Below are 20,168 nucleotides of genomic sequence, written 5' to 3'. Positions count from 1 at the left end.
CACGGCCGCGGGGCCGGGAAATGGGGAGCTTGTCAGGCGGTCAGCCCCAGCAGAGGCAGAAGGGGTGGCCGGCCGGGTCGGCGTAGACCTGGAAGCCCTCGGGGGCCGCGGGGTCTTCGGCCTGCCTGAGCAGCCGCGCGCCGAGCGCCAGGGCCTCCTCGTGGGCGGGCGCGAGCTCCTCGACGTACAGGTCCAGGTGCAGCTGCTGCGGCGAGCCGTCGGGCCAGTCCGGCGGCTCCAGCCCCGGGGCCAGCTGGAAGCCGAGCCGGGAACGGCCGTCGACGAGCACGGTGTGCCAGTCCTCGTCGCCGGCCTCCACGGTGCCGCCGAGCATCGCGGCCCAGAAGGCGCTGGAGGCGGCCAGGTCGGGGGTGTCGAACACGGTGATGTGGTGAAGGATCCTCATGCCCGCATCCTCCTCCGCGGCGCCGCCGCTGTGAAGGGTCCGGCCGCGGCGCCGAGAAGTGGGCAGTTTGAGGGGTCAGCCGCGCCCGGTCCAGCGATAGCGGTGCTCGGGCCGGCCGGCCGAACCGTAGCGGGGACGCAGCTCGGCCAGGCCGCGCTCGGCCATGAGGTCCAGGTAGCGGCGCGCGCTGACGCGGGAGATCCCGCACCGCTCGGCGACCTCCTGGGCGGAGAGGTCCGCCCCTGCTCCGCGGAGCGCGCCCGAGACGAGGTCGAGCGTCGGGCGGGCGTAGCCCTTCGGCAGCGGCGACGGCGCGCCCGCCACGGGAACCGTCGACGCGGGGACCGCCCCGGACTGCGGCCCCGCAGGCGTCCCCCTCCCGGCCCCGAGCATGCGGTCGATCTGCGCCTGGCCCAGCGCCCCGGCGTCGTCCCGCCCCGCCGCCTCGCGCACGGCGCGGAACGACTCGAGCCGGCGCTTGAAGTCGCCCATCGTGAACGGCTTGACGAGGTAGTCGTCGATCCCGCGGCCGATCGCGGCGCCGACCGTGTCCCGGTCGCTCGCGGCCGTGATCATGATGACGCCCGGCGCGTGCCCGGCGGCCCGGAGCCCGGCCAGCACCTCGAGACCGCCGAGGTCCGGCAAGTGCACGTCGAGCAGGACGAGGTCCACGGCCCGGGACTCGAGAAACGGCAGCACCTCGGCGCCGCGGTCCACGGTCCCGGCCACCTCGAAGCCGTCGATCGCCTCCACGAAGAGACGGTGCATGAGCACGACGTCCGGGTCGTCGTCGACGATGAGCGTGCGGATCATGCCGCCCCTCCCCACGCCGCGCCGATCCTGGCCCCGCCGAGCGTCGAGGACGCGACCTCGACCGTGCCGCCGCGGCGCGCGATGATGCGGTCCACGAGCGCGAGCCCGACCCCGCGGGGCGCCCCGGTCCCCGCCTCGGCCCCCTTGCTCGAGTAGCCGCGCTGGAAGATCCGCGCCTCGTGGCCCGGCGCGATGCCCGGACCGGAGTCCTCGACGGCGACGCGCACGCCCGCGGTGCCGGCCTCGATGAGCGCGCGGACGGTGCCGCCGTCACCCGCCGCCTCGATCGCGTTGCTGAGGAGGTTCGCGGCGACGGTGAGGACGTCGTCGTCCGCCGACCATCCCTCGGCGGTGTACGACGCCGGATCCACCTCGAGCGCGACGCCCGCCTCGCGTGCCACCGCGGCCTGGGCGCCGAGGAGCCCGGACAGCGCGGGATCGGCGAGTCCGTGCGCGGCCGAGGGGTCGAGCGCCCCGGAGATGCGGCGCACGTAGTCCTCCGCCGCCCCCGGCGCGCCGGCCGAGAGGTACCCGGCGATGACATGGAGGCGGTTCGCGAACTCGTGGGTCTGCGAGCGCAGGGCGTCGGCGAGGCCTCGTTGGCCCTCGAGCTCGCGCAGCGTCGCCTCGAGCTCGGTGCGGTCCCGCAGGGTGAGCGTGCGGCCGCGGGAGACGCCGGCGGACACGGCCTCCCGCCGCGTGGCGAGCAGCACGCGCTCGCCGGAGAGCACGTACTGGGCGCTCTCCGCGGCGGACCCCTCGCTGTCCAGGAGCCCGAGGACGTGCGGGTCCAGGACGTCCGCGGCGGGGCGGCCGGCGTCCTCCTGGCGGATCCCGAGCAGGCGGGCGGCCTCGGCGTTGACGAGGCTGAGCCGGCCGGTCGAGTCGACGCCGAGCACGCCCTCGGTCACGCTGAACAGGACGGCCTGCTGGGACTGGACGAGCGAGGCGACGTCCTCCGGCTCCACCCCGTAGATCCGCCGGCGCACGGTGCGCGAGGCCCACGTCGCGGCGACGGTGCCGATCGCCGCGGCGCCGAGGATCCAGGGTGCGACGTCGGCGACGACGCCGAGCAGCTCGGCGCGGATCTTGGACTGCAGGATGCCGACGGAGACGGTGCCCACGACGCGGCCGTCGCGCAGCACGGGCTCCTTGGCGCGCAGCGTCACCCCGAGCGTGCCCATCTCGGTGCCGCGGAAGGACTCCCCGGCGAGGATCGGGCCGTGGTCCGTGGAGACGGGTTCGCCGACCTCGTCCGGGTCCGGGTGGGCGACGCGCAGGCCCTGCGGATCCACGACGACGACGAAGTCGACGCCGGACGCGGCCTGGGCGAGCGACGCGACGGGCCCGATGGCGTCCTCGGCGTCGGGCTGGTCGACGTGCTGCCGCACGACGTCCTGGGCGGCGAGCTGCAGGGCGACCGTCTCCACGGTGTCGAGGGCCGTCTCCTGGGTGCGGCGGTCCTCGAAGAGCACGACGGCGGTCGCGGCGACGGTGACGATCCCGAGGACGATCAGCAACTGCAGGGCGAGCAGGCGGGTCCGGAGCCCGGTCCGTCGGCGGTCCCGGCGCGCGGTGCTGCCCATGCGTGCCGCCTCCTGGATCCGTTGACTTTATTTTCCTTATGCCCCTTATGAACCAAAGCCCATTCTAGCTGTGCCTGAGATCACATTCCTGCCATCGTGGGGGCCTGGGACGGCCGCTGGAGCCCGCCCCCTACACCGAGAACACTACGGATGACAATGAAGCAGAGCACACTCAAGAAGGCCCTCTACGGCGGCGTCGTGGCCGTCGTGACGGCGCTTGCCGTGGTCAATGCCGCCTCCAGCGGGGGCGAGGCGACCGCCCGGTCGAAGCTGACACTCATGGCACCGGCCGCCCCGGGCGGCGGCTGGGACGGCTTCGCCCGCGAAGGACAGCAGGCGCTCAAGTCGGAGGGCATCGTCAACAACGCCCAGGTCGTCAACGTCCCTGGAGCCGGCGGGACGATCGGACTCAGCCAGTTCGTCCAGATGCCGGGGCGCCACGACATGCTCATGGCCACCGGTGCCGCCATGGTCGGCGCGGTCTCCCTGTCCAAGTCGGACGCGGACTTCACGTCCGTGGAGATGATCGCCCGCGTCGCCGACGACTACTCGGTCCTCGTGGTCCCGGCGAACTCGCCCTACGAGACGCTGGGGCAGTTCGTCGAGGACTGGAAGGCCGATCCGGGGGGCACGTCGATCGCCGGCGGTTCCCTCGGCTCGATCGACCACCTCATCACGGGCCTCGTGGCGGAGGAGATCGGGATCGACCCGGCGAAGGCCAACTACATCGCCTACTCGGGCGACGCCATCGCGGCGATCCTCTCCGGGACCACCGACGCCGGCATCACCGGCTACAACGAGGTCTCCGACCTGATCGAGGCCGGCCAGTTGCGCGCCCTCGCCGTCTCCTCAGAGGAGCGCCTGCCCGGGGCCGACGTCCCGACCTTCATCGAGCAGGGCGTCGACGCCTACATGGCCAACTGGCGCGGCTACGCGGCCGCCCCCGGGGTCACCCAGGAGCAGAAGCAGGAGTTCGTGGACATCGTCACCGAGCTCCGCGACACCGAACACTGGCAGTCCGCGCTCGAGCGCAACCGCTGGGTGGACAACTTCATGACGGGCGAGGAGTTCGAGGCGTTCATCGCCGAGGAGCTCGCCCGCACCAGCGACATCGTGGAAGGACTGGGGCTGTGAGCGCCACCGAAACCAATACCGTACGCATCACGGGCTTCTGGTCCGGGCGCAGCGAGCTGATCGTCCCGGCCCTTGTGCTGGTCCTGGCCGGCTTCCTCACCTACGGGACCGCGACCATGGAGGTCCTCGGCAACAGCGTCCCCGGACCGCAGTTCTTCCCGACCATCGTCTGCGTCCTGCTCTACGTCGTGGCGTTCGCCCACGCGTTCCAGGTCCTGCGCACGCGCCGCTTCCCCGACGCGGACGACGACGGACGCGGCGCCGAGGTCTCCTCCGAGATGCTCTCCGACCTCGGCGACACCGCCGACGGGCGCATCACCACCCGGAGCGGTACCCGGCCCCGCGCCACGGGCCGGCCCCAGGCCTTCTCCGACTGGAAGACGCTCGGCATGGTGGTCGGCGCCGTCGCGCTGTTCAACCTGATGCTCCCCGTGGCCGGATGGATCCTCGCCGCGACCGTCCTCTTCTGGGTGGTCTGCCGCGCGCTGGGCTCCAAGCGCCCGCTCTTCGACCTCAGCGTCTCGCTGCTGTTCGCCTCCGCGGTGCAGCTCGCGTTCAACGCCGGGCTGGGTCTGAACCTGCCCGCCGGCTTCCTGGAAGGACTGCTCTGACATGGAACAGCTGACACTGTTGATGGAGGGCTTCTCCAACGCCCTCACGCCGATGAACCTCCTGTGGGTCGTCATCGGCGCCGTCCTCGGCACCGCCGTGGGCGTCCTCCCGGGGCTCGGCTCCGCGATGGCCGTGGCGCTGCTGCTGCCCATCACGTTCTCCCTCGACCCGACCGCCGCGTTCATCATGTTCGCCGGCGTCTACTACGGCGGCCTGTTCGGCGATTCGACGTCCGGGATCCTCTTGAACACCCCGGGCAACTCCTCCGCGATCGCCTCGACGTTCGAGGGGCACCGCATGGCCCTCGACGGGCGGGCGGCCAAGGCGCTCGCCACCGCCGCCGTCGGCGCGTTCACGGGCGGCCTGCTGGCCACGACCGTCGTCGTCTTCTTCGCCCCGACCCTCGTGAGGATGGCGACCGCGTTCGGCCCGGCCGAGTACTTCGCCCTCGCCGTCTTCGCGTTCCTCGCGATCTCCTCCGTGGTCTCCGAGTCCGTCGTCAAGGGCCTCGTGGCCCTCGGGATCGGCCTCGTGCTGGCCATGGTCGGCGTCGACGGGCCGTCGGGCACGATCCGCTACACCCTGGGCATGCCGCAGCTCTTCGACGGCCTGTCGATCGTCGTGATCACGGTGGGCCTGCTGGCCCTCGGCGAGGTCTTCCACATCGCCTCCCGCATCCACCGCGATCCCGAGGCCACGCGCGTGAAGACCAAGGGGCGGCCGCGGCTGAACCTGGCCGACATCAAGAAGGCCCTTCCCGCCTGGCTGCGCGGTACCGCGTTCGGCGTCCCGTTCGGCGTCATCCCCGCCGGCGGCGCCGAGGTCCCGACGTTCCTCGCCTACGGCACGGAGAAGCGCCTGGCCAAGCGCCGCGGGGACACCGAGTTCGGCACCACGGGCTCCATCAAGGGCGTTGCCGCCCCGGAGGCCGCGGCCAACGCGACCGCCGGCACCGCGATGGGCGCCCTCCTGGCCCTCGGCCTGCCGACCTCGGCGACCGCCGCGATCATGCTCGCCGCGTTCCAGCAGTACGGCATGCAGCCGGGTCCGCTGCTCTTCGAGCGCTCCGGGGCGCTCGTGTGGACGCTGCTCGCCTCGCTCTTCGTGGGCCTCGTGATCCTGGTGGTCCTGAACATGCAGTTCGCGGTCCTGTGGGCCAAGCTGCTGCTGATCCCCCGCCACTACCTCTACGCGGGCATCGCGGTGCTCTCGGTCCTGGGCGTCTATGCGATCAGCTCCTCGGTCGTGGACCTGTGGATCCTGCTGGCGATCGGTCTGCTGGGCTTCATGATGCGCCGCTACAAGTTCCCGCTGGCGCCCGTGCTGATCGCCGTGATCCTCGGCCCCTTGGCGGAGACGGAGCTGCGCCGCGCGCTCACGGTCTCGGAGGGCGACCTGTCCATCCTCGTCGACAGCCCCGTGACGATCACCCTCTACGCGGTCCTCGCGATCGCGCTGGCCATCAGCGCCGTGCAGCACTTGCGGCACCGCGCCCGGTCCCGCTCCTCGGCCGTCAAGCTCGACGACGACGAGCTGGTCGGCGCCTGACGTCGATCCGACCCGGCGACCATGGACGCTTTCACCGGGGCATGACGGTTTATCGTCATCGCCCAGTGAAAGCGTCCATGGTCGCTCTCCGCACGGCCGGACGCGTCTGACAGGTCTAGCCGCCGAGGCGTTCGGACCCGTAGACGGCCACGATCGCGTTGGCGTGGCCGTGCCCCAGGCCGTGCTCGGCCTTGAGCCAGTTGACCTGCTCGAGGTGCTTGCGGTCCTTGACCGCCTCCAGCAGGTCCATCCAGTGCTCCACGGGCTGGCCGTACTTGGCTTCGATGGACGGGAAGTAGGACCGGGGGCCCTTCACGGTTTCGCTCACGCGCACAGTCAAGCACCGTCGCGGAGGGGCGGCAAGCACGCCGGAGCGGATCGCGGGAGCCCGTCCCGGGGGCGCGTCCGCCTGTGGGGCATTGAAGGGCCTCCGCTCGCGCGTGGGAGACCCGGAAGAAAGTTCACCGCGAATTGGTTGACACTTCAAGCGAGGCATGCAAAACTATATGCATACGCATGGAAATAACCATCCCGGCCCACGGGCCGTCCCCCGACAAGGAGATCACATGACCATCGACTTCACCCCCGGCACCTGGACCCTCGACGCCGCGCACACCGTGGTCGGCTTCAGCGTCCGCCACGCCGGCATCAGCAAGGTCCGCGGCCAGTTCACCGAGGCCGACGCCACCCTGACGGTCGGCGGGTCCCTCGACGCCTCCGCCGTGAAGGCCGTCGTCAAGACCGCCTCCTTCGATTCCAACGACGACAACCGCGACGCGCACGTCAAGGGCGAGGACTTCTTCAACGTCGAGCAGTTCCCGGAGATGACCTTCGTCTCCCGCTCCGTCGCCGGCACGCCCGAGGAGTTCCAGCTCACGGGCGAGCTGACCATCAAGGAGACCACCCTCCCGGTGACCTTCGACGTCGAGTTCGGCGGCGTCGCCGTCGATCCGTTCGGCGCCACCCGCGCCGGCTTCTCCGCCACCGCGCAGATCTCCCGCAAGGCCTTCGGCATCACGTGGAACGCGGCCCTCGAGGCCGGCGGCGTCCTGGTCGGCGACAAGGTGACCATCAGCATCGACTCCGCCTTCGTGAAGCCCGCCGCCAACTAGCTCCCCGGCTCCTACCCCGGCCCCGGGCCCCGCGACAACAGGCCCCGGAACATCAACGCTCTCCACGCAATCGTCGTTCTCACCTGTGAAAACGACAGATGCGTGGAGAGCGTTGTGTTGTCCTAGGCGTCGACGAGGAGGGCCGCCAGGCGCTCGCCGATCATGACCGACGGCGCGTTGGTGTTCCCCGTCGGCACGAGCGGCATGACGGACGCGTCCGCCACCCGCACGCCCTCGAGCCCGCGGACCTTGAGCGTGCGTGGATCCACGACCGCCCCGGAGTCCAGGCCCATCCGGCAGGTACCGACCTGGTGGTGGTAGGTGACCACGGAGTCCCGCACGTACCGCTCCAGATCGTCGTCGGAGACCTCCGGCCCCGGGTAGACCTCCCGCGCGCCCCACGCGGCGAGCGCCTCGGTCCGCCCGATCTCGCGGCAGTGCCGCACCGAGGCCACGAGCGCGTCGACGTCGGCCTGCTCGGCCAGCGCCGCGAGGTCGATCGCGATGGGGTCCTCCAGCTCCGGACCGGTCAGCGTGATCTCGCCGCGGCTCTGCGGGCGCACGAGGCCCCCGAGCATGGAGAACCCGCCGTCCGCGCCGGACATCTCCCCTCCCGCGTAGCCCTGCGAATACATCGGCACCGAGAAGAAGATCGGCTGCGTGTCCGGGACGTCGAGGTCCGGGCTGCTCTTGGCGAAGAGATGCACCTCGGCCGGGGCGACGGTCGGCGCGGGGACGGGCCGGTCCGTGGTGAAGATGACGGGCGAGAGCAAGTGGTCCTGCAGGTTCTTGCCCACCCCCGGAAGCTCGTGGACGGGGACGACGCCGGCCGCCTCCAGTTCCGCCGCGGGACCGATCCCGGAGCGCAACAGCACCTCCGGGGAATTGATGGCCCCCGCCGCGAGGATGGTCTCCCCCGCCCGCAGCACGCGCGTCCCGCCGTCGATCCGCACTTCGACCCCGGACACCGTGCCGTCCTCCACGACGAGCCGGTGCACGCGGGCGCCCGTCAGGAGGGTGAGACGCTCGTGGTCGGCGACGGGCCGCAGGTAGGCGTGCCACGTGTTGAAGCGGTTTCCATCCCGCAGGTTCAGCTGCATGCGGGAGACGCCCTCCGGGTCCCCGGAGTTGTAGTCCTCGTTGAGCCGGTGCCCGGCCTCGACCGCGCCGTCCAGCATCGCCTCCTGGATGGGGTTGCGCTCGTAGCGCGTGGTGACGTCCAGCGGACCGTCCGTACCGCGCCCCGGCGCGGCATCGCCGTCGTACGCCTCGATCTTCTCGAAGTACGGCAGCACGTCCTCCCAGCCCCAGCCGGGGCAGCCCAGGTAGGACCAGGCGTCGTAGTCCTGGCGCGCCCCGCGGACCCAGATCGTCGCATTGAGGGCATGGGAGCCGCCCATGACCTTGCCGCGCGGCACGTGGATCCGGCGGCCGGACGCCCCGGGCTGCTCGGTCGTGTAGTAGTCCCAGTCCTGCTCGCTGTGCCACAAGGCGCCGAGCGTGCAGAGGTTGACGATGTCAGGGTTGGTGTCCTGCTCCCCGGCCTCGAGGACCGCGACGGACTTGCCGGCGTCGAGCAGGCGGCGGGCGATCACGTTCCCGGCCGATCCGGCGCCGACGACGATGTAGTCGAATTCCTGGTGTTCCACGGCGCGTTCCCTAGCCCGCGATGACCTGCGGAGTGCCGAGGCCCTTGAGGCCCGCGACGCCGAACTCGAGCCCGTAGCCGGACTGCTTGGCCCCGCCGAAGGGGACGCGCGGATCGACCGCTCCGTGCTTGTTGATCCACACGGTGCCGGCCTCGAGCCGCGCGGCGACCTCGCGCGCCCGCGCCGGGTCCGCGGACCAGACGGAGGCGCCGAGGCCGACGTCGAGCCCGTTGGCCATCTCCACGGCCTGGTCCAGGTCCGTGTAGCGGATGATCGGCAGCGCCGGGCCGAACTGCTCCTCCGCGACGAGCGGGTTGTCGTTGTCGATGTCCGCGACGAGCGTGGTCGGGTAGAAGTGGCCCGGCGCGTCCGGATCCGGATCGCCTCCCGTGAGCACCCGCGCCCCGGAGGCCTTCGCGGCCTCGACGAGCCGGGCGACGACGTCGAACTGCGCCCGGTTCTGCAGCGGGCCCAGCACGTTGTTCTCGTCGAGCCCGTGCCCCATGGGCATCTGGGCGGCGACCGCGGTCAGGGCCTCGCAGACCTGCTCGTAGAGGGAGTCCGGGACGTAGAGGCGCTTGAGCGCGGCGCACGTCTGGCCCGTGTTGATGAACGCCCCCCAGAACAGGCCCTCGGCGATCGCCTGCGGGTCCGCGTCCTCGAGCACGATCCCGGCGTCGTTCCCGCCCAGCTCCAGGGTCAGGCGCTTCACGGTGTCCGCGGAGGAGCGGATGATCGCCTTGCCCGTGGCGGTGGAACCCGTGAACATGATCTTGTCGATGCCCGCATGGCCGGACAGCGCCTCCCCGACGTCCCGCCCGCCGGAGACCACGTGCAGCAGTCCCTCCGGCAGGACGGTGTTCAGCACGTCGCCGAGCGCCAGGACGGACAGGGGCGTGTACTCGCTGGGCTTGAGCACCACGGTGTTGCCCATGCGCAGCGACGGGGCGATCTGCCAGATCGAGATCATCATGGGCCAGTTCCAGGGGCCGATCGCGCCGACCACGCCGAGCGGGCGGTAGTGCACCTCCGCGTGCGTCTCACCGTCGTCGACGACGACCTCCGGCTCCAGCTCGAACGACGCCGTGGCGCGCAGCCAGGCGGAGCACGCGCCGACCTCGAAGCGGGCGTTGGGTCCGTTGAGCGGCTTGCCCTGCTCGCGGGAGAGCAGCTCGGCGAGCGCCTCGGCGTTCGCCTCGATCGCGTCGGCGGCCCGGTTCAGGTACCCGCTGCGCTCGGCGTGGGACAAGGCGGCCCAGGCGGGCTGCGCGGCGCGGGCGGCGGCGACGGCGGCGTCCAGGTCGGCGGCGGTGTGGACCGGCGCGCGGCCCACCTCCTCGCCCGTGGCCGGATCGGTGATGGGGCGCGTCTCGCCAGGGGAGGCGATGCGGGACAACAGCTCCCGGTAGCCCGTCGAGGTGGTGGATTCGGTGGTCATGGCGTGCTCCTTCGCAGCAGGGATGGCTCTGCCTCCACTGTGCCTCAGCTCACAGCGGGGCGCCTTGTCGCTCGCGGCGGAGTCCTTGTCCGGCAGCGCGGATCCTCCCCGCGGGATGCGCGGGCTGCGCGGGAGGGTGGAGTACGACGCCGGGGCCCCGCCTAGGCGGAGCGCATCCGTTCCCGGTACCGGCCGGGGGATTCGCCATGGGCGGCGCGGAAGGCCTTGCTGAAGTGGGCGGCGTCGTGCAGTCCCCAGCGGGCGCCGATCGCGCCGACGGGGACCTCGGCGTGCAGCGGATCGGCGAGGTCGCGGCGGCAGTGTTCGAGCCGACGCTCGCGGATCCATCCGGCCACGGTGAGCCCGGCGTCGGCGAAGAGCTGGTGCAGCGTGCGCGTGGAGACGAAGTGGGCGGCGGCGATCCCGGGCGGGTCCAGCCGGGGATCGGCCAGGTTGGCCTCGATGTGGTGCTGGATGCGGCGCAGGAGGCGGGCGTGGCCGTCGGCGGCCTGGTCCGGGCGCGAGTAGACCTCGTCGGCGAGGAGGGTCGAGAGCAGGTCGACGACGTTCATGGCCAGGCGGTAGCCGATCGGTCCGTCGAGGGTGGGCAGGAGCTGCCCGATCTGGGCGACGAACGGCGTGACGGCCTCGGCGAGGCGCTGCCCCCGGCCCATGCGGACCGCGGTGAGCTCCGCGACGTCCTGCGGCGAGAGGGCCAGCAGGTGCTGCGGGAACATGAGCACGAGTGTCGCGAAGTCGTCGTCGAACGTGAGCGTGTAGGGGCGCTGCGTGTCGTAGATGGCGAGGTCCCCGGGCCGCAGCACGGTCTCGCGGCCGTCCTGCAGGAGCAGCCCGTTGCCGCCGAGCTGGACGTTGAGCTTGTAGTGGCCCTGGCCTCCGGCACCGATGAGCTCCGGCGTGCGGACCACGGTGTGCGTGCCGGCCTCGACGCGCATCATCCCGATCTCGTTGAGCTGCCGGCCGCCGACCTGCCCGCGGAACGGGCCCGGCCGCGTCGGCTCGGCGGCGAGCGGAACGAAGGAGGCGGAGATGAGCTTCCGCCAGGATGCGAACGAATCCGCCTGCTCGACCCGGTACATGGCCGCCCCTTCCGCGCCCGCCGCGTCGCGGACCGCCTGGGCCCCACTGTACCCCCGGGGTTCCACATCACGATCCACTCCCGCGTCGTTTTCAGCTCTGAGAACAGCGCAGGAGTGGAGAGTGATGCCGTCGGGCGGAGCGGCAGGCGGGGCTGGACGGAAGGCGGGGCGCGGGACCGGGGCGCGGGCCCCGGCGTCGTCCCCTACCGGCCCGAGATGACCGCCTCCGGGCGGTCGCTCGCCGCGCTGTCCGCAGCGCTGGGACGCCCGGCGTACGCGCCGCGGTAGGCTGCCGCCGGGTGCGTGGCGTCGACGCGGGAGTTGCCCGCTCCCGCGAGGTACTCGCGCAAGGTCGAGCCCTCGTAGTCCTCCCAGACGCGCCCGCGCTTGCGCAGTTCCGGGACCACGAGGTCCGTGAACTGCTCGAAGGAACCCGGCGTGATGGCGTAGGCCAGGTTGATGCCGTCGAGGCCGGCGACGTCGACCCAGCGCTCGATCTCGTCCGCGACCGTCTCCGGCGAGCCCACCAGCACCGGGCCGATCCCGCCGACGCCGAGGTAGTCCGCGATCCCGTTCGGGGTCCAGGAGCGCCCCGGATCGGCGGTGGTGAAGATGGACAGCGCCGAGCGGGCGGCGTTGGTGTCGAGGTACTTCAGCTCCTCCTCGCCCGCGTAGCGGGAGAGATCCAGACCCGACCAGCCGCCGTAGAACGTCAGCGCGCCCTCGCGGGAGGAATAGGAGAGGTACTCGCGGTGCAGCTTCTCCGCGGCGGCGTCCGAATCGGCGACCACCGTGGTGATGAGCGCGTAGAACTTCCCGGCGTCGCGGGCCCGCCCGGCCTCCTCGAACGCGTCCCGGGTGGCGTCGGTGGCCTTGCGGGTGATCTCCGGTTTGATGGAGTTCAGGAAGATCCCCTCCGCGTGCCGCGCCCCGAAGCGGCGGCCGCGCGGCGAGGCGCCGGCCTGGAAGATCGCGGGCGTGCGCTGCGGCGACGGCTCGGAGAGGTGGATGCCCGGGACGGTGAAGTACTCCCCCGCGTGGTTGATGGGATGGACCTTGGAGGGCTCGGTGTAGACGCCCCGCTCGCGGTCCTTGACCACGGCCCCTTCCTCCCACGAGCCCTCCCACAGCTTGTAGACGACCTCCATGAACTCGTCCGCGAGGTCGTAGCGGGCGTCGTGGTCCAGCTGCCGCTCCAGACCCAGGTTCCGGGCCGCCGACTCGAGGTAGCTCGTGACCACGTTCCAACCGATCCGGCCGCGGGTGAAGTGGTCCAGGGTGGAGAACTTCCGGGCCAGGGCGTAGGGCTGCTCGTACGTCAGCGCGCTCGTGACGGCGAAGCCGAGGCGCTTCGTGGCCGCCGCCATGGCGGAGATCTGCATGAACGGGTCGCCCAGCGGAACCTGGTCCGCGTCCAGCAGGGCGGGGGCGGAGGAGTTGCGGTAGACGTCGTAGAGGCCCAGCACGTCGGCGAGGAACAGGGCGTCGAAGCCGCCGCGCTCGAGGGTCCGGGCCAGGTCCGTCCAGTACTCGAGGGTGTTGTACGTGTCCGCGCGGTTCTCCGGGTGCCGCCACAACCCCGGGCTCTGGTGGGTCGGGGTGGTCATGTCGAAGGCGTTCAGGGCGATGCGTTGTGCCATGGGAGGGGTCCTTTCGGGCGCGGGGCTACTTGCCGACGCCGCTGGTCAGTCCGTCGACCATCCAGCGCTGCAGGAAGGTCGCCACGGCGAACACCGGGACGATCACCATGACGCTGGCGGCGGCGATCTTGCCGAAGTGCGGGGTCCTGTCCCCGTAGAAGAGCGACAGGGCGACGGGGGCGGTCTGCGACTCGGGGCTCTGGGTGATGAAGGTCGCCAGGAGGAACTCGTTGTAGTTCAGGATCGCGGTGATGGTTCCGACGGCGACGAGTGCCGGGACCATCAGGGGGACGACGACGAGTCCCAGGGTCCGCCAGGGACCGGCGCCGTCCAGCGCGGCGGCTTCGAAGACGTCGGGCGGCAGCTTCCGGACGAATCCTTCGAGGAGCCAGACGGCGATCGGCACGTTGAGCAACGCGTAGACGAGCGTCAGTCCCAGCAGGGTGTCGTTGAGCCCGAGGATCCGCAGGAGGGTGAAGAGGGGAACGACGGCGACGATCGGGGGCAGGAGCCACGGGCTGGTCACGAGCCCGGCGAGCCCGCGCCCGCCGGAGCGGTAGCGCACGATCGCCCATGCGCCGGGCAGGCCGAAGGCGAGCGAGAGCGCGGCGCCGCCGAGGGCTGCGACCACCGAATTGGCGATCGAGCGCGGAAGGTCCGTTCCCACGACGACGTCGGCCCAGTTGGAGAAGCGGGGACTGGTCGTGAACAGGATCCCCGACACCGTCTCGTCGCGGCCCATCAGGGACACGGAGAGCAGGTACGCCAGGGGCACCAGGGTCGCGGCGAGGGCAAGGACGACGACGGTCACGGCCCACGCGGGCCGGCCGCGCCGGCGGCGCGGGGCCCCAGGGGCGTCCGGGGAGGTTCCCGGGCCGCCGGCGCCGCCGGTGACGGCGACGGTTGCCGGGGGCGCTCCCCGGTCCAGTTCGAGGGTCTTCATGCCGTGGCTTCCTCCTTGCGTCGAAGGCGGGCGGCCAGCCCCGCGGCCGGCAGCGTCACGAGGGTCACGACGACGGCCAGCAGCAGCGTGATGGCAGAGGCCCGGCCGATGTCGAACTCCTTGAGCGCGACCTGGTGGATGAGGTAGGACGTCGTGGTGGTGGATTGCCCCGGTCCACCGGCGGTCATGATGTAGACGAGGTCGAACACCTTCAGGGCCAGCACGAGCCGGATGAAGGCCGCCGCCGCGATCGTCCCCGCGATGGCCGGCAGCGTGACGGCCGCGAAGAGCTTCCAGCCGTGCGCTCCGTCCATGCGGGCCGCCTCGGTGATGGACGGGTCCTGCCCGAGGAGGGCGGCGAAGACCAGGATGAAGACGAGCGGCGTCCACTCCCAGATGTCGGCGACCATGACGGCGCCGAGCGCGAGGCCGGGATCCGACAGCGGCGCCGGCGCGGGGATCCCGACGAATCCGAGCACGGTCGCCAGGAGGCCGCCCGCCGGGTTGAAGATGAGCTTGAACAGCGTGCCGACGACGACGGGCGGGACGATGAGCGGCAGCAGGAGCAGGGTGCGGACCACGGCGCCGCTGCGGACGGCCTGGTGGACCGCCGTGGCGACCACGACCCCGAGGACCACGCTCGCCGCCGTGGTGCCGACCGCGTAGCCGACCGTCCGGGACAGGCTGGCGACGACGTCGGCGTTGCCCAGGACCGTGGCCAGGTTGTCGGCGCCGGTGAACTCCTTGAAGGGCTTGCCGAGCGACGAGTCGGTGAACGCCGCCGCCAGGATGAACAGCAGTGGGAAGGCCCCGAGCACCAACAGCGTCAGGACCGTCGGCGAGACGAAGAGCCTCCCCGCCCGCCGTTCGGCGAGGGAGCTAGCCAAGGATGCGCTCCCACTCGGACTGGATCCGGTCCATCGTCTCCTGGGCACTTCCCCCCTGCCCGGCGAGGAGCTTGGCGAGCTCGTCGGTCAGGATCTGCGCGGCCTGGTTGGCATTGCGGCCGGTCGGCCAGGCCAGGGTTCCGGCCAACGTGGCGCGGTTGGCCTCCTGCAGCGCCGGGTAGGACGAGCCGTAGCTGGCGCTCTCGAGCGAGGACTGGCGGTTGGGGTCGATCCCCGTCGCGGGCTCGGCCGTCAGCAGCGCCTCGTTGACTTCGGAGGACGCCGCCCACTTGATGAACTCCTTGGCCAGTTCCTCCTTCTCGGTGTTCTCGGCGACGACCCAGGTGAAGCCCGCGACGAGCGATGCCCGGGCCTCGGTCTGCGCGCCCCCGACCGGGAGCGTGGCGACGCCCCACTTGCCGGCGACCTTCGAGTCGTCGTTGATCTCGGATCCGACGCCGAGGTCCGTCCAGTTCTCGATGAAGCCGACCTTGGCATCGAACCAGGCGCCGTTGCCGACGCCGAAGTCGGTCTCCGCGGCCGTCGGGAAGGCGTACTTGACCGACTCGACGAGGTTCTCCGCGGCGGCGACCGCCTCGGGCGTGTTGATGGTGGGCTTCCCCTCGGCGTCCACGAACTCGCCGCCGAAGCCGGCGAGGCGGTTGGCGTAGGACGCGCCAAGGATCAGCGGGGACTTCTGGCCGAAGACCGCGGCACCGTAGACGCCGTCGGAGGATTCGTTTTCGGTGATCGTCTTGGACTGCTCCACGTACTCGTCCCACGTGGCCGGCGGCGCGTCGAAGCCGTTCCGCTCCAGGATCTCCTTGTTGTAGAAGAGGACGTGGGTGTCGCCGTCGAACGGGACGCCGTAGCGCTTCCCGTCGACGAGCGTGTACGGATCGTAGATGGCGGGAATGAAGTCGGCCGTGTCCTGGTCCGATTCCTCGATCCAGTCCGTCAGGTCCTTGATCGAATCGTCGGCGGCAAGGTCGCCGATCGAGACGTACCAAGGGGCCGCGACGTCGAACTTGTTCGCTCCGGACTGCTGATCCAGGGCCAAGGTCGATCCGATCTCGTCGTAGGGAACGATCGTCGGCTTGATGATGGCGCCGGTCTTCTTCTGGAACTCGTCGGCGAGCCACTTCGAGGCGCCCTCGTGGGAGGTGATGAGCAGGACGCTGAGCTCCTGCCCCTCGAAGGACTCCGGGGTGGATTCCGAAGCCTGGGACGATCCGCAGGCGGACAGCACGAGGGCGGCGGAGGCCAAGACGGCCCCGGCGAGAACGGAGCGGCGGGGCGTCTGGCCAGAGCGGCTGCTGGACATGGCGGGTCCTTCCAGGGAATGAACGGGGTGGGCCCATCGATGGGCTGATGGAGCGACTCTAGAACCGGTGGCCGCACCGGTCAGAGCCAGGTTTCAGGCCGCGGCATGGGCCGACTTGCTGCGTCTCACTTCGTCACGCAGGGCCCGTCACAGGCGTCACAATCGCCCATCGGCGGGTCATGCCGGCGCAACAATCGCGCCACATGACGCTCCGCGACGCCGCGCCTGCGGGCGCCTCCCGCGCCGTGCTCCCGTTAGATGAAACCGAGCCGCCCCACTGGGAGGATGCCCATGCCGAGCACCGACGACGTCCATTTCGCCTCCGTCCCCGAGACGCACCGCCCGTACGTGGCCGCCGAGGACCGCTACACCCACTTCGGCTACCGCCGCGTGGGCGACTCGGGGCTGCTGCTGCCCCCGATCAGCCTGGGCCTGTGGTGGAACTTCGGCGACAACCGCCCCTTCGACACCCAGCGGGAGGTCCTCCGCCACGCGTTCGACCGCGGCATCACGCACTTCGACCTCGCCAACAACTACGGCCCGCCCTACGGTTCCGCCGAGGAGAACTTCGGGCGCATGATGCGCACCGACTTCAAGCCCTACCGCAACGAGCTCGTCGTCTCCTCCAAGGCCGGATGGGACATGTGGCCGGGACCGTACGGGAACCTGGGATCCCGGAAGTACATCCTGGCCTCGGCCGAGGAGTCCCTGTCCCGGCTCGGCCTCGACTACGTGGACATCTTCTATTCGCACCGCGTGGACGAGGACACGCCCCTCGAGGAGACCGTCGGCGCGCTGGACACGCTGGTCCGCCAGGGCAAGGCGCTCTACGTGGGCATCTCCTCCTACTCCGCCGAGCGCACCTCGCGCGCCGTGGACATCGCCCAGTCCCTGGGCACGCCGCTCGTGATCCACCAGCCCGCCTACTCGCTCCTGAACCGCTGGGTCGAGGACGGGCTCCTGGAAACGCTGCGGACGCGTGGCCTCGGCTCGATCGCCTTCACCCCGCTGGCCCAGGGCCTGCTGACGGACAAGTACCTCACGGATCCGGAGGCGGTGCCGGGCGGCGGACGCAGCTCGCTCGACGGCCACGTGACTCCGGAGAACCTGCAGCGTCTGCGCGCCCTGAACGAGATCGCGGCCGCTCGCGGCCAGACGCTCGCGCAGCTCGCCATCGCGTGGCTGCTCCGCGAGGGCGGCGCGGCGTCGGTGCTCCTGGGAGCCTCGTCGACGCGGCAGCTCGACGAGAACCTCGGCGCACTCGAAAACCGCACGTTCACCGTCGAGGAGCTGGAGCGCATCGACGCGATCACGAGCGCCGACGCCGGCATCGACATCTGGAAGGTCTCCGCCTCCCTGTAGGGGTGCGGAGCATGCACAAGGAGCCACCACCATGACCCAGACCCTCAACGAGACCACCTCCCGTTCCCCGTGGACCGGCCGGGCCGATGCCGCGGAGATCGAGCACTGGAGCGCGGCGGCCCGCGCCGCCGCCGCGGAACTCGCCGTCGACGCCCTCGAGCGCGACCGGGCCAACCAGGATCCGTTCGCGGAGATCGAGGTGCTGCGCCGTCACGATCTGGTCAACGTGGTCATCCCGGCCGTCCTCGGCGGCGGGGGCGGCCACTGGGAGTCCGCCTTCACCGTGGTGCGCATCCTCGCGGGCGTCGACGGCTCGATCGCCCAGCTGCTGGCCTACCACTACATCAACCTGGCTTCGGTCGTCTTCTACTCCACCGGCGCCACGCAGGAGTCCTGGCTGCGCCGTTCGGCCGAGCACCAGTGGGTGTGGGGGGACTCGGTCAACCCCGTGGACCCGGATCTGTCCCTCACCACGGACGGCGACGGCTTCCGGCTCACGGGCCTCAAGCGCTTCTCCACGGGCGGCTCGGTGGGCGACGTCGTGATCGTCAACGCGGTGGTCGCCGACGGCGAGCGCGCCGGCACGACGCTCGCGTTCGTCCTGGACCGCGGCCGCGAGGGCCTGGTTCCGCTCGGCGATTGGGACCACCTGGGCCAGCGGCTCTCCGCAAGCGGTTCGCTGCGGTACGACGACGTCCGGGTCGCCCCCGCGGACGTCCTCGGCGAGGTCGGCGACGAGCCCTTCTCCACGCTGGTCACGCCGGGCATCCAGCTCGCGTTCGGCAACTTCTACCTGGGCCTGGCCGAGGGCGCCCTCGCGCGCGGCCGGGAGATCCTGCTCGCCCGGAAGAACGCGTGGGTCCTTTCCAACGCCCCCACGTACGCGCAGGACCCCGTGTTCCAGCGCGTCATCGGGGAGTTCAAGGCGCGTCTGGCCGCCGTCGCCGCCCTCGCCGAAGCGGTCAACAAGGAGTACGACGACGCCATCGCCCGCGGCGAGGAGCTCACCTCCCAGGAGCGGGCCCGGATCGCGATCCGGATCGCCGAGCTCAAGGTCGTGTCCACGGAGGCCGCCGTGGACGTCGCCAACCGGATCTACGAGGTCACCGGATCCAGCTCCACGAGCAACCAAGTGGGCCTGGACCTGTTCTGGCGCAACGTGCGCACCCATTCGCTGCACGATCCGGTGGACTACAAGAAGATCGAGGTCGGCGCGAACTACCTGCTAGGCGAGGTCCAGCCGATCACGCTCTACACCTGAGCCGAGGAAAGCGAACGGGGCGCGGCCGTGCTGGCCGGGCCCCGTCGTCGTCCTCCCTTCGTTTCCCCGCACGGACGCGCCCGGACGGTTGCGGGCCGCGGCCAGCGGTGGCAAGGTGGGCCCTGTTGCACCCATCCCCAGGACAAGGAGCACGCACATGGCGGATCTGGCCGGTCGGAATATCCTCGCGGTGGTCGCGAACCGCGGCGTGGAGCAGGATGAACTAAAGGTCCCGCTGGAGCGCCTTCGGGCGGCCGGCGCGGACGTCGTCGTCGCGGCGCCCGAGGCGGGCGAGGTCGAGAGCCTCGTCGGCGATTGGGACCGCGGAGAGCGCTTCGCGGTGGACGCCGTGCTCGAGGAGGTGGACCCGGGCGGATTCGATCTGCTCCTGCTGCCCGGCGGCACGCTGAATGCCGACGCCGTGCGGATCGATGCGGACGCCCAGCGCATCGCCCGGGCGTTCGCCGCATCCGGAAGGCCCGTGGCCTCGATCTGCCACGGCCCGTGGCTCCTGGTGGAGACCGGGCTGGTGCGGGGCAAGACGCTCACCTCCTACACGTCCATCCGCGCGGACATCGTCAATGCGGGCGGGCTCTGGGAGGACGACGAGGCCTCGCGTTGCACCGCCGAGGGCTGGACGCTCATCACCTCCCGTAATCCCGGCGACCTGGACCCGTTCGTCGAGGCGATCCGCGACGAATTGAGCGGTTGAGCCCGGAAAAGCGACGTCGCCAGGCGGCACGGACCACGCACAACACCCCAGCGAAGGAGAAGTCATGGCCTCGAAGAACGCACGAATCGCCGGTTTCACCGTCCCGGGCCTGAGCCTGAAGGACGGGCATCAGGTCGGAGAGGCGTTGCAGCTGCGGCTGCACGCGCTCAACGACCTGCAGCTGACCCTCAAGCACGCCCATTGGAACGTGGTGGGCCGGGACTTCATCGGCGTCCACGAGATGCTGGACCCGCAGATCGAGAAGGTCCGGGCGATGGTCGACGCCCTGGCCGAACGCATGGCCACCCTGGGCGTGTCCCCGAACGGGCTCCCCGGCGCGCTCGTCGCGGCCCGCGACTGGGACGACTACTCGATCGACCGGGCCGGCACCACGGAGCACCTGGCCGCCTTGGACCAGGTCTACAACGGCGTCGTGGGCAGTCACCGCGCGTCCATCGAAGCCGTCGGCGAGCTTGATCCCGTGACCGAGGACCTCTTGATCGGCCAGACGGCCGAGCTCGAGCTCTTCCAGTGGTTCCTCCGCGCCCACCTGGAGAACAGCGAGGGAACCCTCTCCGATCAGGGCGCGCGCACCGAGACCGGCGCCGCCCGGAAGGCCGCCCAGGCCGACTAGGGCGTGT

19 protein-coding genes are annotated in these 20,168 nt (G+C 71.2%); 8 read left to right on the top strand and 11 right to left on the bottom strand.

Annotated elements, in window-relative coordinates; all coding sequences use genetic code 11:
• Nucleotides 1-40 precede the first annotated feature (40 nt).
• The 3 genes from AC0QR5_RS15235 to AC0QR5_RS15225 form a co-directional block, all read right to left on the bottom strand.
• Nucleotides 41-406, bottom strand: a complete 366-nt coding sequence (locus AC0QR5_RS15235) for a VOC family protein (RefSeq protein WP_329862487.1) — start codon at nt 404-406, stop codon at nt 41-43.
• Between the two features lie 75 nt (nt 407-481).
• Entirely contained in the window at nt 482-1,219 is a 738-nt protein-coding gene (locus AC0QR5_RS15230; protein WP_329862490.1) for a response regulator, read from the bottom strand.
• The gene (locus AC0QR5_RS15225; RefSeq protein ID WP_329862492.1) at nt 1,216-2,805 is read right to left on the bottom strand and encodes a sensor histidine kinase; all 1,590 of its coding nucleotides are present in this window, start codon (nt 2,803-2,805) and stop codon (nt 1,216-1,218) included. The genes AC0QR5_RS15230 and AC0QR5_RS15225 overlap by 4 nt, the downstream gene beginning before the upstream one ends.
• 156 nt (nt 2,806-2,961) lie before the next feature.
• Here AC0QR5_RS15225 and AC0QR5_RS15220 point away from each other — a divergent pair, with 156 nt between their 5' ends.
• Genes AC0QR5_RS15220 through AC0QR5_RS15210 form a run of 3 tightly spaced genes read left to right on the top strand, consistent with a single transcriptional unit; the run spans nt 2,962 to nt 6,099 of the window.
• Nucleotides 2,962-3,939 (top strand): Bug family tripartite tricarboxylate transporter substrate binding protein, encoded by a 978-nt coding sequence (locus tag AC0QR5_RS15220; protein WP_329862494.1) that lies wholly within the window; start codon nt 2,962-2,964, stop codon nt 3,937-3,939.
• Nucleotides 3,936-4,550: a tripartite tricarboxylate transporter TctB family protein gene (locus tag AC0QR5_RS15215; RefSeq protein ID WP_329862496.1), complete on the top strand. Its 615-nt coding sequence runs from the start codon at nt 3,936-3,938 to the stop codon at nt 4,548-4,550. Before AC0QR5_RS15220 ends, AC0QR5_RS15215 begins: the two co-directional genes overlap by 4 nt.
• Before the next feature lies 1 nt (nt 4,551).
• Complete coding sequence (locus tag AC0QR5_RS15210; protein WP_329862498.1) at nt 4,552-6,099, top strand: tripartite tricarboxylate transporter permease; 1,548 nt, start codon at nt 4,552-4,554, stop codon at nt 6,097-6,099.
• Nucleotides 6,100-6,214: 115 nt separating this feature from the next.
• On the opposite strand, the gene AC0QR5_RS15205 is transcribed toward AC0QR5_RS15210, so the two are convergent.
• Nucleotides 6,215-6,427: a DUF4287 domain-containing protein gene (locus AC0QR5_RS15205; RefSeq protein ID WP_329862500.1), complete on the bottom strand. Its 213-nt coding sequence runs from the start codon at nt 6,425-6,427 to the stop codon at nt 6,215-6,217.
• Nucleotides 6,428-6,665: 238 nt separating this feature from the next.
• On the opposite strand from AC0QR5_RS15205, the gene AC0QR5_RS15200 reads away from it, so the two are divergent.
• Nucleotides 6,666-7,211, top strand: a complete 546-nt coding sequence (locus AC0QR5_RS15200) for a YceI family protein (protein WP_329862502.1) — start codon at nt 6,666-6,668, stop codon at nt 7,209-7,211.
• A 122-nt stretch (nt 7,212-7,333) separates the two neighbouring features.
• On the opposite strand, the gene AC0QR5_RS15195 is transcribed toward AC0QR5_RS15200, so the two are convergent.
• The 7 genes from AC0QR5_RS15195 to AC0QR5_RS15165 form a co-directional block, all read right to left on the bottom strand.
• Entirely contained in the window at nt 7,334-8,860 is a 1,527-nt protein-coding gene (locus AC0QR5_RS15195; RefSeq protein ID WP_329862504.1) for a GMC family oxidoreductase, read from the bottom strand.
• A 10-nt stretch (nt 8,861-8,870) separates the two neighbouring features.
• Entirely contained in the window at nt 8,871-10,298 is a 1,428-nt protein-coding gene (locus AC0QR5_RS15190; protein ID WP_329862506.1) for an aldehyde dehydrogenase family protein, read from the bottom strand.
• 161 nt (nt 10,299-10,459) lie between these two features.
• A complete protein-coding gene (locus AC0QR5_RS15185; RefSeq protein ID WP_329862508.1) occupies nt 10,460-11,398 on the bottom strand; it encodes an AraC-like ligand-binding domain-containing protein in 939 nt (312 codons plus the stop codon).
• 203 nt (nt 11,399-11,601) lie between these two features.
• On the bottom strand, nt 11,602-13,038 hold the full coding sequence (locus AC0QR5_RS15180) for an LLM class flavin-dependent oxidoreductase (protein ID WP_329862510.1): 1,437 nt from the start codon (nt 13,036-13,038) through the stop codon (nt 11,602-11,604).
• A 25-nt stretch (nt 13,039-13,063) separates the two neighbouring features.
• Complete coding sequence (locus AC0QR5_RS15175; protein ID WP_329862512.1) at nt 13,064-13,981, bottom strand: carbohydrate ABC transporter permease; 918 nt, start codon at nt 13,979-13,981, stop codon at nt 13,064-13,066.
• Nucleotides 13,978-14,868 carry a carbohydrate ABC transporter permease gene (locus tag AC0QR5_RS15170; protein ID WP_329862514.1) on the bottom strand — a complete coding sequence of 297 codons (891 nt, stop codon included), beginning with the start codon at nt 14,866-14,868 and terminating at the stop codon, nt 13,978-13,980. The genes AC0QR5_RS15175 and AC0QR5_RS15170 overlap by 4 nt, the downstream gene beginning before the upstream one ends.
• Nucleotides 14,861-16,192, bottom strand: coding sequence for an ABC transporter substrate-binding protein (locus AC0QR5_RS15165; RefSeq protein ID WP_329862516.1), 1,332 nt, complete (start codon nt 16,190-16,192; stop codon nt 14,861-14,863). The genes AC0QR5_RS15170 and AC0QR5_RS15165 overlap by 8 nt, the downstream gene beginning before the upstream one ends.
• 291 nt (nt 16,193-16,483) lie before the next feature.
• Between AC0QR5_RS15165 and AC0QR5_RS15160 the strand changes: the two genes are divergently transcribed.
• The 4 genes from AC0QR5_RS15160 (at nt 16,484) to AC0QR5_RS15145 (ending at nt 20,161) form a co-directional block, all read left to right on the top strand.
• Nucleotides 16,484-17,554, top strand: coding sequence for an aldo/keto reductase (locus AC0QR5_RS15160; RefSeq protein WP_329862518.1), 1,071 nt, complete (start codon nt 16,484-16,486; stop codon nt 17,552-17,554).
• Nucleotides 17,555-17,585: 31 nt separating this feature from the next.
• On the top strand, nt 17,586-18,815 hold the full coding sequence (locus AC0QR5_RS15155) for an acyl-CoA dehydrogenase family protein (RefSeq protein ID WP_329862520.1): 1,230 nt from the start codon (nt 17,586-17,588) through the stop codon (nt 18,813-18,815).
• Nucleotides 18,816-18,972: 157 nt separating this feature from the next.
• Nucleotides 18,973-19,527: a DJ-1/PfpI/YhbO family deglycase/protease gene (locus AC0QR5_RS15150; RefSeq protein ID WP_329862522.1), complete on the top strand. Its 555-nt coding sequence runs from the start codon at nt 18,973-18,975 to the stop codon at nt 19,525-19,527.
• Between the two features lie 64 nt (nt 19,528-19,591).
• Complete coding sequence (locus AC0QR5_RS15145; protein WP_329862524.1) at nt 19,592-20,161, top strand: Dps family protein; 570 nt, start codon at nt 19,592-19,594, stop codon at nt 20,159-20,161.
• Nucleotides 20,162-20,168: the final 7 nt, after the last annotated feature.

This window comes from Arthrobacter sp. J156, assembly GCF_056172865.1.
The sequence above is the reverse complement of the archived record's forward strand: the minus strand, read 5'-3'. Positions and strand labels throughout refer to the sequence as shown.

What these genes read in the sequence shown, in the direction of transcription:
- AC0QR5_RS15235 (WP_329862487.1), bottom strand. Translation starts at nt 406, where the DNA reads ATGAGGATCCTTCACCACATCACCGTGTTCGACACCCCCGACCTGGCC.
- AC0QR5_RS15230 (WP_329862490.1), bottom strand. Translation starts at nt 1,219, where the DNA reads ATGATCCGCACGCTCATCGTCGACGACGACCCGGACGTCGTGCTCATG.
- AC0QR5_RS15225 (WP_329862492.1), bottom strand. Translation starts at nt 2,805, where the DNA reads ATGGGCAGCACCGCGCGCCGGGACCGCCGACGGACCGGGCTCCGGACC.
- AC0QR5_RS15220 (WP_329862494.1), top strand. Translation starts at nt 2,962, where the DNA reads ATGAAGCAGAGCACACTCAAGAAGGCCCTCTACGGCGGCGTCGTGGCC.
- AC0QR5_RS15210 (WP_329862498.1), top strand. Translation starts at nt 4,552, where the DNA reads ATGGAACAGCTGACACTGTTGATGGAGGGCTTCTCCAACGCCCTCACG.
- AC0QR5_RS15200 (WP_329862502.1), top strand. Translation starts at nt 6,666, where the DNA reads ATGACCATCGACTTCACCCCCGGCACCTGGACCCTCGACGCCGCGCAC.
- AC0QR5_RS15190 (WP_329862506.1), bottom strand. Translation starts at nt 10,298, where the DNA reads ATGACCACCGAATCCACCACCTCGACGGGCTACCGGGAGCTGTTGTCC.
- AC0QR5_RS15185 (WP_329862508.1), bottom strand. Translation starts at nt 11,398, where the DNA reads ATGTACCGGGTCGAGCAGGCGGATTCGTTCGCATCCTGGCGGAAGCTC.
- AC0QR5_RS15180 (WP_329862510.1), bottom strand. Translation starts at nt 13,038, where the DNA reads ATGGCACAACGCATCGCCCTGAACGCCTTCGACATGACCACCCCGACC.
- AC0QR5_RS15175 (WP_329862512.1), bottom strand. Translation starts at nt 13,981, where the DNA reads ATGAAGACCCTCGAACTGGACCGGGGAGCGCCCCCGGCAACCGTCGCC.
- AC0QR5_RS15165 (WP_329862516.1), bottom strand. Translation starts at nt 16,192, where the DNA reads ATGTCCAGCAGCCGCTCTGGCCAGACGCCCCGCCGCTCCGTTCTCGCC.
- AC0QR5_RS15160 (WP_329862518.1), top strand. Translation starts at nt 16,484, where the DNA reads ATGCCGAGCACCGACGACGTCCATTTCGCCTCCGTCCCCGAGACGCAC.
- AC0QR5_RS15155 (WP_329862520.1), top strand. Translation starts at nt 17,586, where the DNA reads ATGACCCAGACCCTCAACGAGACCACCTCCCGTTCCCCGTGGACCGGC.
- AC0QR5_RS15150 (WP_329862522.1), top strand. Translation starts at nt 18,973, where the DNA reads ATGGCGGATCTGGCCGGTCGGAATATCCTCGCGGTGGTCGCGAACCGC.
- AC0QR5_RS15145 (WP_329862524.1), top strand. Translation starts at nt 19,592, where the DNA reads ATGGCCTCGAAGAACGCACGAATCGCCGGTTTCACCGTCCCGGGCCTG.